The sequence below is a fragment of the Nonomuraea sp. NPDC023979 genome (assembly GCF_040639085.1).
GTDB classification, from domain to species: domain Bacteria; phylum Actinomycetota; class Actinomycetes; order Streptosporangiales; family Streptosporangiaceae; genus Nonomuraea; species Nonomuraea ceibae.
The window spans coordinates 200,548-217,277 of the sequence record NZ_JBEZZG010000005.1 but is presented as its reverse complement, the minus strand read 5'-3'; the positions used below and the strand labels follow the sequence as shown (position 1 = coordinate 217,277).

General features: G+C 73.5%; 13 protein-coding genes. 4 read left to right on the top strand and 9 right to left on the bottom strand.

Features of this window, described 5'->3' with window-relative positions:
• Positions 1-18: 18 nt before the first annotated feature.
• The 3 genes from AB0G11_RS12600 to AB0G11_RS12590 are packed head-to-tail and all read right to left on the bottom strand — an operon-like array spanning position 19 to position 4,123.
• Entirely contained in the window at positions 19-894 is an 876-nt protein-coding gene (locus tag AB0G11_RS12600) for a carbohydrate ABC transporter permease (protein ID WP_357585670.1), read from the bottom strand.
• The gene (locus AB0G11_RS12595) at positions 891-1,805 is read right to left on the bottom strand and encodes an ABC transporter permease subunit (protein WP_219518242.1); all 915 of its coding nucleotides are present in this window, start codon (positions 1,803-1,805) and stop codon (positions 891-893) included. The genes AB0G11_RS12600 and AB0G11_RS12595 overlap by 4 nt, the downstream gene beginning before the upstream one ends.
• Positions 1,802-4,123: a glycoside hydrolase family 3 N-terminal domain-containing protein gene (locus AB0G11_RS12590; RefSeq protein WP_357585668.1), complete on the bottom strand. Its 2,322-nt coding sequence runs from the start codon at positions 4,121-4,123 to the stop codon at positions 1,802-1,804. Before AB0G11_RS12590 ends, AB0G11_RS12595 begins: the two co-directional genes overlap by 4 nt.
• A 197-nt stretch (positions 4,124-4,320) precedes the next feature.
• Here AB0G11_RS12590 and AB0G11_RS12585 point away from each other — a divergent pair, with 197 nt between their 5' ends.
• Positions 4,321-5,334: a LacI family DNA-binding transcriptional regulator gene (locus AB0G11_RS12585; RefSeq protein ID WP_219519780.1), complete on the top strand. Its 1,014-nt coding sequence runs from the start codon at positions 4,321-4,323 to the stop codon at positions 5,332-5,334.
• 1 nt (position 5,335) lies between these two features.
• Here the strand turns inward: AB0G11_RS12585 and AB0G11_RS12580 are convergent, their stop codons facing one another.
• Together AB0G11_RS12580 and AB0G11_RS12575 are read right to left on the bottom strand one after the other, a co-directional pair.
• Positions 5,336-6,742 (bottom strand): MFS transporter, encoded by a 1,407-nt coding sequence (locus tag AB0G11_RS12580; RefSeq protein WP_357585666.1) that lies wholly within the window; start codon positions 6,740-6,742, stop codon positions 5,336-5,338.
• A 122-nt stretch (positions 6,743-6,864) separates the two neighbouring features.
• On the bottom strand, positions 6,865-7,662 hold the full coding sequence (locus tag AB0G11_RS12575) for a hypothetical protein (RefSeq protein WP_357585664.1): 798 nt from the start codon (positions 7,660-7,662) through the stop codon (positions 6,865-6,867).
• 132 nt (positions 7,663-7,794) lie between these two features.
• Here AB0G11_RS12575 and AB0G11_RS12570 point away from each other — a divergent pair, with 132 nt between their 5' ends.
• Positions 7,795-8,508, top strand: a complete 714-nt coding sequence (locus AB0G11_RS12570) for an AfsR/SARP family transcriptional regulator (protein WP_357585662.1) — start codon at positions 7,795-7,797, stop codon at positions 8,506-8,508.
• A 147-nt stretch (positions 8,509-8,655) separates the two neighbouring features.
• Here the strand turns inward: AB0G11_RS12570 and AB0G11_RS12565 are convergent, their stop codons facing one another.
• Positions 8,656-11,997 carry a BTAD domain-containing putative transcriptional regulator gene (locus AB0G11_RS12565; protein ID WP_357585660.1) on the bottom strand — a complete coding sequence of 1,114 codons (3,342 nt, stop codon included), beginning with the start codon at positions 11,995-11,997 and terminating at the stop codon, positions 8,656-8,658.
• 41 nt (positions 11,998-12,038) lie between these two features.
• Positions 12,039-12,941, bottom strand: coding sequence for an inositol-3-phosphate synthase (locus tag AB0G11_RS12560; protein ID WP_357585658.1), 903 nt, complete (start codon positions 12,939-12,941; stop codon positions 12,039-12,041).
• 59 nt (positions 12,942-13,000) lie between these two features.
• On the opposite strand from AB0G11_RS12560, the gene AB0G11_RS12555 reads away from it, so the two are divergent.
• Positions 13,001-14,341, top strand: coding sequence for an NAD(P)/FAD-dependent oxidoreductase (locus AB0G11_RS12555; protein WP_219510204.1), 1,341 nt, complete (start codon positions 13,001-13,003; stop codon positions 14,339-14,341).
• Here AB0G11_RS12555 and AB0G11_RS12550 read toward each other — a convergent pair.
• Positions 14,295-14,939, bottom strand: a complete 645-nt coding sequence (locus tag AB0G11_RS12550; protein ID WP_219510251.1) for a hypothetical protein — start codon at positions 14,937-14,939, stop codon at positions 14,295-14,297. The genes AB0G11_RS12555 and AB0G11_RS12550 overlap by 47 nt on opposite strands.
• Positions 14,940-14,959: 20 nt before the next feature.
• Between AB0G11_RS12550 and AB0G11_RS12545 the strand changes: the two genes are divergently transcribed.
• Positions 14,960-15,124 carry a hypothetical protein gene (locus AB0G11_RS12545; protein ID WP_219510205.1) on the top strand — a complete coding sequence of 55 codons (165 nt, stop codon included), beginning with the start codon at positions 14,960-14,962 and terminating at the stop codon, positions 15,122-15,124.
• On the opposite strand, the gene AB0G11_RS12540 is transcribed toward AB0G11_RS12545, so the two are convergent.
• Positions 15,100-16,662 carry an ABC transporter substrate-binding protein gene (locus AB0G11_RS12540; protein WP_357585656.1) on the bottom strand — a complete coding sequence of 521 codons (1,563 nt, stop codon included), beginning with the start codon at positions 16,660-16,662 and terminating at the stop codon, positions 15,100-15,102. The genes AB0G11_RS12545 and AB0G11_RS12540 overlap by 25 nt on opposite strands.
• Between the last annotated feature and the right edge of the window lie 68 nt (positions 16,663-16,730).

Sequence of the window (16,730 nt, the reverse complement as noted above, 5' to 3'; positions counted from 1 at the left end):
GTGGGGAGACGGCGGCCCCTATCCCTTGACGGCTCCGAGCATGACGCCCGAGACGAAGTAGCGCTGCACGAAGGGATAGACGGCCAGGATGGGGAGGACGGTGAGCACGATGGTCACCGACTGGATGTTGGCGGCGGCCTGCGTCAGCTCCCCGGCCACGGCGCCGGCGTTCTCCACGCCCGTGGCTCCGGCGATGAGGTTGCGCAGGTAGACCGTCACGGGGAACAGCTCCGACTCGTTCATGTAGAGGAACGCCGCGAACCACGAGTTCCAGAACGAGACCGCGTAGAAGAGCACCATCGTGGCCACCACCGCCTTCGACAGCGGCAGCGTGATCCGCCACAGGATGCCGTAGGTGTTGAGCCCGTCGATGGCGGCCGCCTCCTCCAGGTCGTCCGGCAGGCTCTCGAAGAACGCCTTCATCACCAGCAGGTTGAAGACGCTGATCGCGTTGGGCAGCGCGATGGCCCACACGGAGTTGCGCAGGCCGAGGCTGGTGACCAGGACGTAGTTCGGGATCAGGCCGCCGGAGAAGATCATGGTGAAGACGGCGATCCAGATGAGCGCCGTGCGGCCCTTGAGGTGCTTCTTCGACAGCACGTAGGCGTAACAGGTGGTCAGCACGATCGCGACCAGCGTGGCGACGACCGTGTAGTACACGGTGTTGCCGTAGTTGCGCCAGAACATCGGGTCGGAGGCGACGATCTCGTACGTGGTCAGGTTGAAGCCGCGCGGGATCAGGTTCACCTCGCCCGCGCGGATGTACGTCTCCTCGCTGAACGAGCGGGCCAGGATGTTGAAGAACGGGTAGAGCGTGACGGCCACGACGCCGGTGAGGACGACGGCGTTGACCGCCTGGAAGACCCGGTAGCCCCGGCTCGTGCCGACTGTCACCACAGGCTCGTCCCTACTGTGCGGCGGGAGATCACGTTCGCCGACACGACCAGCACCAGGCCGATGAGCGCCTCGAACAGGCCGATGGCGGCCGCGTAGCTGAAGTTGCTGGACAGCACGCCCATCCGGAACAGGTACGTGGAGATCACGTCGGCGGTGGGGTACGTCAGCGGGTTGTAGAGCAGCAGGATCTTCTCGAAGCCCACGGCCAGGAACGTGCCGAGGTTGAGGATCATCAGGGTGACCGCCGTGGGCCGGATGCCCGGCAGCGTCACGTGCCAGATCTGCCGCCACCGGCCGGCGCCGTCCATCCGGGCGGCCTCGTACAGCTGCTCGTCGATGGTGGTCAGGGCGGCGAGGTAGAGGATGGTCCCCCAGCCGACGGTCTGCCACACCTCGGACGAGACGTAGATCGTCCGGAACCACTCGGGCTGCTGCAGGAACGTGACGGGCTCCTCGCCGAGCGACTTGAGCACCTGGTTGATCGGGCCGTCGACGGCCGTCATCTGCATGACGAGCGCGGCCACGATGACGACCGACAGGAAGTGCGGCAGGTAGGACACCGACTGCAGGAACCGCTTGAGCCTGCGGGTGCGGATCTCGTTCAGCAGCAGCGCCAGCACGATCGGCAGCGGGAAGCAGAACAGCAGCGTCAGCCCGCCGAGCACGAGCGTGTTGGTGAACACCGTCCAGAACGTCGGGTCGGACAGGAACATGTTGACGTAGCGGAGGCCGACCCACTCCTCGCCGAAGAGGTTGCCGCCGGGCTGGAACTTGCGGAAGGCGATGACGTTGCCGAGCATCGGCGCGTAGCGGAAGATCAGGAAGAACAGCAGCGGCAGGATCGCCAGTGTGTAGAGCTGCCAGTCGCGGCGCAGCGCCCGGCGCCAGGTGCGGTCCTGGGGTTTCACGACCGCTCCTCGGGCGCGATCCGCGTCACCGGCCGCAGCTTCCGGTCGTGCCCCACCTCGCGTTCCCGGCCGTCGAGGCGCAGCGGCAGCGCCGCCACCAGGTCGCCCGCCGAGCGCCCGAACCGCAGCTCGACGTCGCCGGGCTCGACGACGCGGCGGCCGCGCACGCCGGTGAACGCGGTGAGGTCCGCCGGGACGGTGAACGTCACCACCGCGCCGTCGCCCGGTTCCAGCGGCACCCGGGCGAAGCCGAGCAGGCGGGCCACCGGCCTGGTCGTCTGGGCGACGGGGTCGTGCAGGTAGAGCTGGACGACCTCGGCGCCCGGCCGCTCCCCCGTGTTGCGCACGGTGATCTCGACCGTCGCCTCGCCGTCCACGGGCCACACGTCCGGCCCGACCACCCGCGCCCCGCTCCACTCGAACGCGCTGTAGCCGAGCCCGTGCCCGAACGGGAACGCCGGCGTCGGGTCGACCGACGACACCTCGCTGCGGCGGCCGAGCGGCGGCGACAGGTACGTGGCGGGCAGCCCGCCGGCGTCGCGCGGGACGCTGACCGGCAGCCGGCCGGACGGGTTCACCGCGCCGGTGAGCACCTCGGCCAGCGCCTGGCCGCCGAGCTGGCCGGGGAAGAAGCCGCAGACGACGGCCGCGGCGGCGTCCGTCCCGGGGCCGAGCGCGTACGGGCGGCCGGCGAGCAGCACCAGGACCACGGGGGTGCCGGTGGCGAGCACCGCGCGCACCAGCTCGGGCTGCACGCCGGGCAGGCGGAGGTCGGCGGCGTCGCAGCCCTCGCCTGAGGTGCCGCGCCCGAACAGCCCGGCCCGGTCGCCGACGGCGAGCACGCACACGTCGGCGGCCTCGGCGGCGGCGACCGCCGCCGCGATGCCGGAGGTGTCGTCGCCGCTGACGTCACAGCCCCGCGCGTACGCGACGCCGGGGACGAGGGCGTCGAGCGCCTGGCGCAGCGAGGGGACCTCCAGCCCGAGGCCGTGCTCCGGGTGGCCGCCGACGTGCAGGGGGAAGGAGTAGCAGCCGAGCATCGCCATCGGGTCATCGGCCACCGGCCCGACCAGCGCGACCCGCGCGCCGGGGGCAAGCGGGAGGACGCCGCGGCTGTTGCGGAGCAGCACGACCGCCTGGCGGGCCAGGCGCAGCGCGATGTCGCGGCCCCGGTCGTCGTCCAGGCGCAGGTTCTCGACGTCGTCCGGCAGGGGCCGCCAGTCCGGGTCGAGCAGGCCGAGCTCGGCCTTCTGCGCCAGCACCCGGCGCAGCGCCCGGTCGATCAGCGCGTCGCTCACCGTGCCCGCCTTGACCGCGTCGATCAGCGGGGCGCCGAACGTGTCGACGGTGGGCAGCTCGACGTCGATCCCGGCGCGCAGGGCCAGCCCGGCGGCCTGTCCCCCGTCGGCGGCCAGGCCGTGCAGCTTCTGCAGGAACCGGACCGCGAAGTAGTCGGCGACGACCGTGCCGGTGAAGCCCCAGGTGTCGCGGAGCAGGCCGGTGAGCAGGCTCTCGTCGGCGGCCACGGGCAGGCCGTCGATCTCGGAGTAGGAGTTCATCACCGAGCGGGGGCCGCCCAGGCGCAGCGCCATCTCGAACGGCGGCAGCACCACGTCGGCCAGCTCGCGCGGCCCCATCGGCACGGGGGCCAGGTTGCGCCCGCCCCGGGAGGAGGCGTACCCGGCGAAGTGCTTGAGCGTGGCGACGATCCCGGCGCCCTCCAGGCCGCGCACGTAGGCGGCGCCGAGCGTGCCGACGAGGTAGGGGTCCTCGCCGATCGTCTCCTCGGTGCGGCCCCAGCGGTAGTCCCTGGTCACGTCCACCACCGGGGCCAGGCCCTGGTGGACGCCGGCGGCGCGCAGGGAGCGGCCGATGTGTCCGGCCATCTCCTCGACCAGCGCCGGGTCGAAGCTCGCGCCCCAGCTCAGCGGGGCGGGGTAGACGGTAGCGCGCCAGGCGGCGAAGCCGGTCAGGCACTCCTCGTGCACCTGGGCGGGGATGCCGAACCGGCCGGCGGCCACGATCTCGGCCTGGGAGGCGGCCAGCGAGCGGGCGCCGGCGACCGGGTCTACCGGGGCGGTGCCGAACGGGCGGGTGAGCTGGCCCAGGCCGTGGGCGATGACCTCGCTCCACTCGACGCCCGCCATGTCCTCCTGGTGCGGGGCGACGCCGCCCCCCGACGCGTCGGCGCCCACCCACACCCCGGCGAGCTGGGCGACCTTCTCCTCCAGCGTCATGAGCGGGATCAGCGCCTCGGCGCGCTCCGCAGGGGACAGCCGGGGATCACGCCAGGGCTCGGGGGCGGTGTCGGTTGGCATGCCATCCCTTCGGCCGACGGAATACGAAACTTTCGAGAAGATTCCGTTAATTGCGGCAACCTAAGGGGCTCGTCGTGGTGTGTCAAGAGTTGCGTCATCTGCCGTTATGCGTATAGTTCGGGACTGTCAGGCCGAAAGTTGCGGGCTTTGACGGCAGGGGTTGCCCGAAAGTTTCCGAAAAAATAGGATGCCGGGCGATGACCACTCCCCGCTCCGCGACGATCGCCACCGTGGCCGGTGAGGTCGGCGTCTCCGTGACGACGGTCTCCAAGGTCCTCAACGGCCATCCCGACGTCGCGCCCGAGACCCGGGCCCGCGTCGAGGCGAGCCTCGCCCGCCACCAGTACCGGCGCCGGACCCGGCGCCGATCGTCCGGATCGGGCCAGCTCGACCTGGTCTTCCACGAGCTCGACTCGGCCTGGGCCGTCGAGATCATCCGCGGGGTCGAGGCCGTGGCCGCCACGGCGAAGGTCGAGATGGTGCTGTCCCAGCTCGGCGGCAAGCACCGGCCGCCCGCCGAATGGCTCAACGCCGTGCTCGCCCGCCGGCCGCTCGGCGTGGTGTTCGTGCTGTCCGGGCCCACCCCGGCCCAGCAGGAACGGCTCCAGCGGCAGGGCATCCCGGTCGTCGTCGTCGACACCGACAGCGCGACCGCCGCCTCCGTGCCGACGGTCGGCTCCAACAACTGGGACGGCGGCCTGCTCGCCACCCGCCACCTGCTGGAGCTCGGCCACCAGCGCATCGCGATCGTCTCCGGCCCCGAGGACGTGCTGTGCAGCCGGGCGCGCGTGGCCGGGTTCCGCTCGGCGCACGAGGAGGCCGGGCTGGAGGCCGACCCCGAGCTGGTCCGCTACGGCAACTTCTACATCGACGCCGGCTACGAGCACGGCATGGAGCTGCTGTCCCGCCAGGACCGCCCGACCGCGATCTTCGCCGGGGCCGACATGCAGGCGCTCGGCGTCCTGCGCGCGGCCCGGCGGCTCGGGATCGACGTGCCCCGGGAGCTGTCGGTGATCGGGTACGACAACCTGCCGATGTCCGAATGGATCGATCCGCCGCTGACCACCGTCAACCAGCCGTTGCGCGACATGTCGGGGATGGCCGCCCAGATGCTGCTCGACCTGGCGCGCGGCGCGGAGCTCGCCAGCAGCCGCATCGACCTGGTCAACGAGCTCGTCGTCCGCGCCAGCACCGCCCCACCGCCGGCGTGATCTACTCCAGGCGGGCCCGCTTCGGGAGCAGGAAGCCCAGGCAGAACGTGACGGCCGTGGCCCCGGCAGCGAGCAGCGTCACCCGGGCCGCCGCCTCGGCGAAGCCCGCCGTCCCGGCCGTGGAGAAGAACACGGTGCCGAGCACCGCCACCCCCAGCGACGCGCCGACCTGCTGGAAGGCCGACAGCATGCCGGACCCCGAGCCGACCTCGTGGTCGCGCAGCCCGCCGACGATGATGTCGAACAGCGGCACGAAGATCATTCCCATGCCGATCCCGTACACGACCAGGGGCCCGGTCAGGTCCCAGCCGTCGAGCGCGACGCCGATGCCGGTGAAGACCGCGTACAGCCAGCCGAGGCCGGTGGTCATCAGGGCGAGGCCGAGGTGCAGGATGCGGCGGCCGAGCCGGTTCATCAGCGCGCCGCCGAAGGCGGAGCCGAGGAAGGCGCCCACCGCCCAGCCGGACATGGCCAGGCTGGCGTCCAGCGGCGAGTAGCGGAGCCCCACCTGCAGGAACAGCGCCACCACGAGCGAGAACCCGGTGATCGAGCCGAAGAAGGCGACCACGAACGCGACCCCTGAGGCGTAGGAGCGCCGGGCGAAGACGCCGAGGTCGACCAGCGGCGCGCGGCCCCGGCGGCGGAGCTGGTGCAGGACGAACAGGCCGAGCGTGGGCACCGAGGCGGCCAGCAGGACGAGCGTCCAGATCGGCCAGCCGAGCTCGTGGCCCTGAACCAGCGGCACGACGAGCATGGTCAGCCCCGCGCCCGCCAGCAGCGCGCCGGTGGTGTCGAGCCGGGCGCCCCGGGCGGTGGGCGGCACGGCGGGCAGCACCTTCCAGCCCACGGCCAGCGCGAACGCGCCCAGCGGCACGTTGATCAGGAACACCGACCGCCAGCCGCCTGCCTCGACGAGCAGCCCGGACACGATGGGCCCGAGGATGGTGGCCAGCCCGATCACCGGCCCGAGCAGGGCGAACGCCTTGCCGGTCCGCTCGCCGAACAGGTCGCGGATGAGGCCGAACGACTGCGGCACCATGAGCGCGCCGAACAGCCCCTGCAGCACCCGGGCGGCGATCATCGTCGCGGGCGAGAACGCCAGCCCGCAGGCCAGGGAGGCGACGACGAACCCGGTCACCCCGACCATCATCATCCGCTTGCGTCCGTACATGTCGCCGAGCCGCCCGCCGGTGAGCAGCCCGACGGCCATGGCGAGCGTGTAGCCGGCGACGATCCACTGCATGGTGGCGGCCGAGCCGCCCAGCTCGGCGCGGATGGCGGGGGCGGCCACGTTGCCGACGGTGCCGTCGAGCAGGTTGAGCAGGTCGGCCGCGAGGATCGCGAACAGCCCGGTCCAGCGCCTGGGCGGTGCCACGGCGACGGGCGCGGGGGGAGCGAGGACGGTCATGTGCTCGGCCCTTCGATTGGAACGGAACGCTACATTCCCATAATAGCAGAACGGAACGATCGGTTCCACAACCACAAGGCCCCCGGTACGCGACCGGGGGCCTTGGCGGTGAAGCGGGACGCCTATCGGCGGCTGGACCAGAGCGGCTTGTTGTCCGTCGAGTAGACGATGACCCGGCCGTCGTTGCTCACCGACAGCCACGCGCCCGGGTTGCCCGCCGTCGGGCTCGTCCACAGAGCCTTGTCGTCACGGCCGACGACCACCCAGTTGCCCTCCCGCTGCATGATCGAGCGGGCGCCGGGGTGACCGGCCGTCGGCGTCGTCCACAGGCTCCGCGTGCCGTCGTACAGCACCGCGTTGCCCTCGTCCTGCTGGATCAGCTTGTAGCGGCCGTTGGCCGACTGCACCCACTGCCCCGGCCGCAGCACGTGGCCCGACGGCAGCTTGCCGAAGTACGTGTGCGACGACCACAGCGGCGTGTTCTCCCGCGAGTAGATCACCAGGTTGCCGCTCTGCGCGGGCAGCTTCAGGTACGCGCCCGGGTTCCCCGCCGTGGGCGTGGACCACAGCGGCTTGTTCCCGGCGTCGTAGATGACGAGGTTCCCCTCCTTCTGCATGGTGGTGCGCGCACCCCGGTTGCCGGACGTGGGCGAACTCCACAGCGCCCTGGTGCCGTCGTAGAACACCAGGTTGCCCTCACGCTGCTGGACCAGCTTGAACCGGCCGCCGCCCGACGTGAGCGACTGCCCGGGCAGCAGCCACTCCCCCGCGCCCAGCCGGTCCTTCGCGGCCACCGCAGTCTCGGCGGTCACAGCCGCCGCCGGCTGCGCCGCCGCCGCCGTGGTGAACTGCGCCGCGACCAGCAACGAACCCGCCGCGACGACCGCCGCCCCCGCGACCGCCTTCTTGAAAGCCTTCACTGCTTCCTTCCCCGATCATGTAGGCGAAACAACGGGTGGAAACCCTCGCAGGCGCGCTTGGCGTTTCGTTGGCGTCGCAGCTCCTAGCCGATCCTTAGCCCGCCCTTAGCGGCCCCCGCCATGCTGTGGCGGATGGATCTCCTGGAGTTTCGCCTGCTCGGGTCCATCGACGCCTGGAACGGGGGACAGAGGCTGGAGCTGGGGCCGCGCAAACGGCGGTACGTGCTCGCCGCGCTGCTGCTGACGCCCGGCACGCCCGTGGCCGTGGACCGGCTGATCGGCGCCGTATGGGACGGCAGCCCGCCCGACAGCGCCCGCGTCACCGTGCAGGGCCACGTCTACCGGCTGCGCAAACTGCTCGGCGACGAGCTGCTGGAGACGACGCCGACCGGCTACGTGCTGCGCGTCGAACCTGAACGGGTCGACGCGCTGCGGTTCCGCCGGCTCGTGGCCGAGGCCGCCCAGGCCGGCGACCGGCGCGGCGCCGACCTGCTCGACGAGGCGCTGTCGCTGTGGCGCGGCCCCGCCCTCGGCGAACCGGGGCTGGCCGCCGCCATCGACCTGGAGGAAGCCAGGCTGGCCGCCGTCGAGGACCTGGCCCGGCGCCGCCTGCGGCTCGGCGAGCCCGAGCGGGTCGTGGCCGCGCTCCGCACCGCCGTCGCCGCCGGTCCTCACCGGGAACGGCTGGTGGCTCTCCTCATGACCGCCTTCTACCGCCTGGGCCGCCAGGCCGAAGCCCTCGACCTCTACGAACGCACCCGCGCCGGCCTCGCCGCCGACCTCGGCGTCGACCCCGGCCCCGAACTCCGCTCCACCTTCGAAGCCGTCCTCCAACGCACCCTCTGACACCCGATCCCCAAGACAGGGAGACACCCGCCCTCCTCGGGGAAGCGGGGTGCCCTCCCCTCCGGCGGGGGTGCCGGCCTGTCGGGGCGGGCCCGGCGTCTTCCCAGGGTGGGCGCCGTCCACCAGGGCGGGGTGGTGGGACCTGGGTCAGGGGGTCATCCCCAGGTCGAGGCCGCCGCTCTCCAGGGCGGGGGCGCCGTCCCTCAGGTCGGGGGTGGTGGGGTGGAGCCAGGGCGGGCGGGCGCCGAGGGCGCGGAGGCGGGTGCGGGCGCGGGCGGCCAGGGGGGCCGCCTGGTCGGGGCGGCCGTCGCGGACGAGGCAGGCGGCCGCCGCCAGCATGGCGTCGGCCTCGTCGAGCCGGTGGCCGAGCTCCCGGTGCAGCTCGGCGGCCCGCAGCGCGTCTCCGGCCGCCCCCTCCGGGAGGCGGGCCGACACCGTGAGCGCCTGCCCTTCCAGCCGCCGCAGCCCGTGCGCGCGGGCGAGCTCGAGCGCCTCGGAAACGCGCCGACCGGCCTCCCCGGAGGTCCCCGCGCGCTGCCGCAGCGTCGCCAGCACAAGGTGGGCGCGGGTCTTGGGGTACGGGTGCGCCCCCCGCTCGGCGTAGGAGGCGACCACCCGCTCCAGGAGCGCGCACCTGGCGTCGAGGTCTGCGGTCTCGTCCACCCAGGCCAGCGTGGACAGCGCCTCGTCGTGCTCGCCCGCGACCCCCCTGCCGCGCGTGGCCTCGACGGCCCGGCGCGCGTGCTCCACGGCGGCGCCGACGTCGCCGCGCAGGTAGTGGGTCATGGCGACGCTGCCGTAGGCCGCCGCCTCCCGGAAGCGGGAGCCGAACTCCGGCTCGCCGCCGAGCGCCACCCCGAACGCCTCCTCGGCCGCGCCCAGGTCGCCGAGCGCCAGGTGCACGTCCCCCAGGATCGCGTACGCGCGCCCGCGCCACGACCGGCTGCCGCCGAGCGCCCGGAACAGGTCGATGGCGCGCCGCTGCTGCTCCAGCGCCTCCCCGGCCCGCCCCTGCCACAGCAGGGCGAGGGCGTGGTTCTCCAGGGTGGCGGCCAGTTTGGCCGACGGTTCGAGCTTCTCCCAGACGCGGATGACGCGCTCGTAGTGGCGGGTGCTGCCGGCGAGGTCGCCGCGGCTGGTGCCCGCCGTGGCCAGGTTGGTCAGCGTCATGAGCACGCCGGGCGTCCAGCCGATGTCCTCGTAGTGGGCCGAGGCGCGCTCGTAGTGGGCGATGGCGGCGTGCGGGTCGTTGAGCACGAGCCGGGCGTTGCCCAGCGTGTGGTGCATGCTGCCCTGCCCGGCGGTGTCACCGGCCTGTTCGGCGGCGCGCAGCCCGGCGCGGGCCAGGGAGAGGATCACCTCCAGGTGGACGCGCCCGTTCATGAACGCGCGCAGCACCTCGATCAGCCGCCACAGCATCCGGTGCGCGCCGAGCTGGATCGCCTGGTCGAGGACGGCGAGCAGGTTGTGCTGTTCGGCGTCGAGCCAGGCGCGGGCCCGGGCGGGGTCGTCGAGCGGCTCGGCGTCGAGCGGCGGGTCGTCGGCGCTGAGCGGCAGCAGCTCGTTGGCGGGCGCGAGGAGGGCGGCGGCGGCCCGCGCCGTGTGCAGGTAGTAGGCGTGCAGGCGGGTGCGGGCGGGCTCGTCGTCCGGCTGCCGCCGCTCGCGCGCGTACAGGTGGATCAGGTCGTGCAGGCGGAAGCGGCCGGGCGCGTGCTCCTCGATGAGGTGGGCGGAGGCGAGCGCGCCCAGCAGGCGCGTGGCCGTGGCGGCGTCGGCGCCGGCGAGCCGGGACGCGGTGGCCACGGTGAAGTCGCAGCCCGGCGCCAGCCCGAACCGGCGGAACAGCAGCGCGGCGTCGGGGGCGAGCGAGGCGTACGAGCGGCCGAAGGCGGTGGCGACGGCCGCCCGCGGGTCGCCTTCGACGCTGAGCGTGCGCCACCGGTCGGCGCGCAGCTCCGCGGTGTAGCTCTCGACGCCGAGGCCGGGCCGGGCGGCGAGGTTGGCGCCCGCGATGCGCAGGGCGAGCGGCAGGTGGCCGCAGAGCCCGGCCATCTCGGCGACCGCCCCGGGCTCGGCGCCGATCCGGTCGGGCCCGGCCACGTCGGCGAGCAGGTCGCGGGCCTCGACGGGGGTGAGCGTGCCGAGCGTCAGGCTGCGGGCGCCCTCCAGGGCGACCAGGCCGCGCAGGCTGTCGCGGCTGGTGACGATCACGGCGCAGCCGGTGCCGCCCGGCAGCAGGGGGCGCACCTGGCCGGCGTTCGCGGCGTTGTCGAGGACGACGAGCAGCCGCCGGCCTGCCGTGAGAGAGCGGTAGAGGTCGGCCTGTTCGGTCGCGCCCGCGGGGACGGAGCCGACGCCGAGCGCCCGCAGGCAGCGGGTGAGCGCGCGTTCGGGGGGCACCGGGTCGCCCTGGCCGTAGCCGTTGAGGTCGACGTGGAGCTGCCCGTCGGGGAACTCGGCCGCCAGCCGGTGCCCGGCCCGCACGGCCAGCGCCGACTTCCCGGCCCCGGCGGCCCCGGTGACGAGTACGATCTGGCGCTCGCGGAGCAGCGCGCAGAGCCGGTCGAGCTCGGCCCGGCGGCCGGCGAACCCGGCGGTCTCCATGGGGAGCTGCCTCGGCACCACCCGCCCGCCCGCCGGAGCGGGCGAACCAGACGCGGACGAGCTGGACGCGGGCGAGCCAGGCGCAGTCGAACCGGGCGCGCGCGAACCGGGCGACGTCGTCTGCGGGTGGCCGGTCGTCAGCACCACGCGCCCGGCCGACGGCGGCGGGGCGCCGGACAGGATGCTCGCGTGCAGGTCGCGCAGGCGGGGCCCGGGGTCCACGCCCAGCTCGTGCGCGAACAGCCGCCGGACCTCCCGGAACAGCTCCAGCGCCTCCGGCGCGCGCCCGCCGTGCCACAGCGCGACCATGGCCAGCTCGTGCGGCCGTTCGCGGAACGGCTGCTCGTGCCGCAGCTCCCGCAGCACGACCGGCACCTCGTGGTGGCGGCCCAGCTCGGCCAGCGCGGCGGCGTACTCCTCCAGCAGCGCCCACCGCTCCTCCAGCAGCGGCCCGCGCACCCGCTGGTCGACCCAGACGCCGCCGATGCCCTGGAGCGGCTGGCCGCGCCACTCGTCCAGGGCCCGCGACCAGGCGCGGGCGGCGTCGGCGGGCCGGGCGGCGGCGCGCCCTTCGGCGGCCAGGCGGCGGAACCGGCCGAGGTCGACCCGGTCGGCGGGCACGGCCAGCGCGTAGCCGGCCGCGCCGCTGTCGATCAGGTCACCGGCGGCCTTGCGGAGCTGGGACACGTGCCCCTGCACGATGGTCTTGGCGGTCTTGGGCGGTTCGTCGTCCCACAGGGCCTCGCTCAGCCGCTCCACGGACACGTAGCCGCCGAGGTGCGCGGCGAGCAGCCCGGCGACGCACCTCTGCTGGGCTCCCCCCAGCGGCACCCCCGAACCGCCGCCGTCCCGCACCTCCACCGGGCCGAGCACGCGGATGTCCACAACGTCCGAGCATAATCACGCGGGCGAGCCGGGCGAGTTGATCAGGCGGGCGCCTTCATCAGCTCGTGTGAGACCTCGCCGAGGACGCCGCCGACGCCCCGGTCCAGGGCGGCCTTGGCGTGGCGGACGGCGTCCAGCGTGTTGCCCGCGGCGCTGGGCGAGTCCTCGACGCTCATGCGCACCTCGACCTCCAGCGGCGACCCGCCGAACCCCTCGCCTTCGAGGCGGATGTAGGCGACCTTGCGGTCCTCCAGGAACGGGATGTAGTCGGCGCCGACGTGGGCGGCGGTGCCCGCGCCCGCGACCTTGGTGGCCCGCTTGGTCTGCATGCTCACGGGGTCGAGCAGGTTGAGGAAGTCCATGTTGCCGCCGCCGAGCAGCTGGTAGCCGTCGCCGAGCCGTACCCCTCCCGAGGTGAGGGCGTCGACGAGCGCGCGGTGCACCAGCGTGGCGCCGAAGGAGCTCTTCAGGTCGTCGCCGACCAGCGGCAGCCCGGCGGCGGCGAACCGGGCGGCCCACTCGGGCGAGCGGGCGAGCACGGCGGGCATGCAGTTGACGTAGGCGCAGCCGGCCGCGAGGGCCGCCTCCGCGTACATCTCGCTCTCGCGCTGGGCGCCGGCCGGCAGGAAGCTGACCGCGACGTGGGCGCCGCGCAGCCGTTCCGCGGCCTCGTGCGGGGCGGCCACCTCGACGCCGAGGCAGGGCACGTCGGCGAACTTGCGCGCGTTGTTGGGCGCCGCCCAGATCGCCTCGGACAGGTCGAGGCCGATCTTGCCGGGGTCGGCGTCGAAGGCGGCCGTGAAGCGCACCTGGGAGACGGCGTAGCCGGCGCAGATCGGGTTCCGCAGGCCGGGGGCGTCACCGTCGCGGTAGTACTCCACCCCCTGGACGAGGGAGGACGCGCAGTTGCCCACGCCGATCAAGGCCACGTTCACAGTCGTCATGCGTGGATTTTCCCGTATCCGCAGGTTCGCGTGGCCCAGTCCACGGAAGGGCCTTTCACGTGACACGTATCGCGATCGTGGGCAGCGGATTCGGCGGCTTCGCCTGTGCCAGGCTCCTCGAACGGCGGCTGCGGCCAGGCGAGGCGGAGATCGTCCTCATCACGCCCAAGGACTACAGCCTCTACCTGCCCCTGCTGCCCCAGGTCGCCGCCGGGGTGCTGCAGCCGCGCTCGATCGTGGCGCCGCTGCACACCAAGCTGCGTCACGCCAAGCTGCTGCCGGGCGTCGCGATGGACGTGGATCTCGACTCCCGCACGTGCGAGGTGTTCAAGATCAGCGGGGAGACCGTGCGGGTGCCGTTCGACGTGATCGTGCTGGCTCCGGGCAGCAAGACGCGCACGTTCGACATCCCGGGCCTGTCCGAGCACGCGCGCGGCATGAAGACGCTGGCCGAGGCCGTGTACCTGCGCGACCAGGTGATCGCCCAGCTGGAGCTGGCGGCGATCGCCCACGACGCCGAGGAGCGGGCCTCGCGGTGCGGATTCCTGGTGGTGGGCGGCGGCTACTCGGGCGTCGAGACGGCGGCGACGCTCCAGCTCGTCACCCGCAAGGCGCTGCACCGCTTCCCCGGCCTGGACCCGGGGCTGGTCCGCTGGACGCTGATCGACATCGCGCCCAAGCTGATGCCGGAGCTCGGCGAGCAGCTCGGCGCCGCCGCGATGCGGCTGCTGCGGCATCGCGGCATCGACGTGCGGCTGGGCGTCACGGTGGAGCGGCTGACGGGCGAGTCGGCCGCGCTCACCGACGGCACCACGCTGCCCACGCGTACGGTCGTCTGGACCGCCGGGGTGACGCCGAGGCCGGTGGTGGCGAGCCTGGGCACCGAGACGGTCAAGGGACGGCTGGTGGTCGGCACCGACCTGGTGGTGCCGGGGCACGGCGGCGTGTTCGGGCTGGGTGACGCGGCGGCGGTGCCGGACCTGACCAGCGCCTCCGGCCTGCCCTGCGCCCCGACGGCGCAGCACGCCCACCGGCAGGCGGCGACGGCCGCGTACAACGTGGTGGCGGCGCTGCGCGGGCGGCCGCTGCGCGAGTACCGGCACCACGACATCGGCTTCGTCGTGGACCTCGGCGGCGCGGACGCGGTGGCCAGGCCGTTCGGGATCGACCTGGCGGGCCCGCCCGCGCAGCTCGTGACGCGCGGCTATCACCTGCTGACGGCGCCCACGGGCCGTTCCAAGCTGCGCATCGGCGGCGACTGGCTGCTGAACGCGATCACCGGCGACGACCTGATCAGGCTCGACTTCCTCCAGGACACGCCGGGCACGCTCGACGACCTGGAGCACATGCCGATCAGGCGGGGCCAGAGCCGGGAGCGGGCAGGGGCACCCCCACGGTGATCTCGTTGCCGAGCTTGTGCTCGCCGAGCAGCCCGAGGTCGTCGCCGCTCCAGAACCGGCCGGGGTCGTACCAGTTGGGGCGCCGGCCCGCGGGCAGCAACCCCATCTCCTCGTACGTGACGGCCACGATCTCGGCGCAGTAGGCGCGCTCCAGCGTGTGCTCGCGCTCGCGGCGGCGCAGTTTGGGCACGCGGCCGCGCAGCCAGCGCCCGGCCAGCCGGGCCGTCGAGGGGAACGGCGTGCCGTCGAGCCTGGCGACCGCGCGCAGCGCCGCGTCCTCCATCTCGCGGGTGGCCTGCGGTTCGAGCTGGCGCAGCCAGGCCCGCTGGCCGTAGCGGGCGGCCCAGACGGTGACGGCGTCGCGCAGGTCGTGCAGTTGCACGCCCCGGTGGTGGCCGCCGGCCCACAGGTCGGGCAGCGACCTGCCGAGCTCGGCGTGCCACATCATGGGCGGCAGGTCCTCGATGACGATCGCCATGCCCACGTGGTTGACCGGGCTGTTGGTCATCGTCTGGATGGCCCGGTCGGGCACCGAGCGCCCGCGGAAGACCCACAGGTCACCGGTCCTGGTCAGCTCAACGGCCTCGTCGAGAGTCAGCACACGGCTAGCCTAGGCACATGCGCTGGTGGAAGATACTCGGGCTGGCCGGGATGGCGGGAGTGGCCGCGACCGGGGTGGCGATCGCGCGGGCCGAGCGGCGGCGCCGCGCCTACACCCCGGAGGAGATCAGGCAGCGGCTGCGCGAGCGGGCCGGGGATCAGCCGGAGGGCCGCAGGTCGTAGACGAAGACGACGTCCGGGTAGGCCGGGTTGTCGTCGTAGCCCTGCACACCGCCCAGGTAGGCGCGGCGGTAGTTGACCACCCACGGCATCGCCGCGGCGGCCTGGTCGTCGAGGACCTGCTTGGTGGCGCGGGCGAACATCCGCTGGGCGGTCGCCCTGTCGGTCACGGTGAGCTCGGGCAGCGAGTCGAGCAGCGCGTCGGTCGCCGGGTGGTTGAGGTAGGCCAGGTTGAAGACGGGCGGGTTCGCGCTGCGGAAGACGTTGCCGAACCAGGAGTAGCCGTCGGCGTAGTCGGGCCACCAGTACATGACGAGGATGTCCTGGCCGCGTTTCTTGCCCAGCTCCCACTGCTGGGTCCAGGGCAGGGCGCGCACCCGCAGCGTGATGCCGAGCCGGGCGAGCGTGGTGCGCAGGCTGCGGGCCAGCAGCCGCTGGTCGGTGTCGCCCTCGGTGTAGGTGAGCAGCAGCCGCAGCGGCCTGCCGCCCGGCCCGTAGCCGGCCTGGCGCAGCAGCCTGGTGGCGCCCGCCAGGTCCTGCCGCGGCGTCCGGCCGGGCACGTGGCCGACGAGCCCTTCGGGCACGACGCCGCTGGCGGGCGTGACCGCGCCGCGCAACGCCCTGACGACGCCCTCGTAGTCGACGGCCTTCTGGACGGCCCGCCGTACCCGCACGTCCTTCATGGGGCCGGTCGCGGTGTTGAAGAGCATCATCGCCGTCTGGAACGAGGGCCGCTCGACCGTGCGCAGGCCGGGCGTGCGCTCGGCCCGCGCGTACAGGCGCGGGGCGAGCCGGTGCACGAACGTCGCCTCGCCGCGCGTCAGCAGCTGGAAGGCCCGTTCGGGCTCGGGCACCACGCGGAACTTGACCGAGCGGTAGTGCGGCCGGTCCCAGCCTCCCCAGTAGCGGTCGTACGACCTCAGCGTGAGCTCGTCCTCCTGGCCCCGCCGCCAGGAGGCCACCGTGTACGGCCCGGTCCCGGCGTCGCGGCCGGCGCCGAACCAGGCGGTCAGGTCGCCGGCCGCCTGGGTGTCGTAGACGTAGGCCGCGTAGGCGGAGGAGGCCACGACGTCCAGCGGGACCGGGTAGCGCAGCGAGAACGTGACCGTGGCCGGGTCGTCGGCCCGGATGGAGGCGACGGAGTCCCAGATGTAGTAGGCCCCGGCCTTGAGCTGCCGGGTGCGCTCGATCGACGCCTTGACCGCGGCGGCGTCCAGCGGCCTGCCGGTGTGGAAGGTGACGCCCTGGCGCAGCGTGAACGTCCAGGTGCGGCCGTCGGCGGAGGAGCGCCACGAGGTGGCCAGGCGGGGGCCGGTCTTCTTGGTGACCGGGTTCCACAGGGTGAGGGTCTCGTAGATGTTCTGCATGGCGATGATCTCGTTGGAGTAGGACCGGGACGGGTCCCACTCCGTGATCACGCCGGTGTTCTCGACGTAGACGAACGCCGACTCCCCCGGTGACGCCTTCGGGACGGGCGCCTGAGCCGAGCAGGCCGCCAGTGTGATCACCAGCGCGGCGACCGCGGCGAGACGACGGCGCAACGCTTCTCCCTCTGTGACCGATCTACTGGCGAAACCTACTGCATGATCAACGCCAAGTGTCCAAAAGT

What these genes read in the sequence shown, in the direction of transcription:
- AB0G11_RS12545 (WP_219510205.1), top strand. Translation starts at nt 14,960, where the DNA reads ATGCGCTGGTGGAAGATACTCGGGCTGGCCGGGATGGCGGGAGTGGCC.
- AB0G11_RS12580 (WP_357585666.1), bottom strand. Translation starts at nt 6,742, where the DNA reads ATGACCGTCCTCGCTCCCCCCGCGCCCGTCGCCGTGGCACCGCCCAGG.
- AB0G11_RS12590 (WP_357585668.1), bottom strand. Translation starts at nt 4,123, where the DNA reads ATGCCAACCGACACCGCCCCCGAGCCCTGGCGTGATCCCCGGCTGTCC.
- AB0G11_RS12570 (WP_357585662.1), top strand. Translation starts at nt 7,795, where the DNA reads ATGGATCTCCTGGAGTTTCGCCTGCTCGGGTCCATCGACGCCTGGAAC.
- AB0G11_RS12585 (WP_219519780.1), top strand. Translation starts at nt 4,321, where the DNA reads ATGACCACTCCCCGCTCCGCGACGATCGCCACCGTGGCCGGTGAGGTC.
- AB0G11_RS12560 (WP_357585658.1), bottom strand. Translation starts at nt 12,941, where the DNA reads ATGACGACTGTGAACGTGGCCTTGATCGGCGTGGGCAACTGCGCGTCC.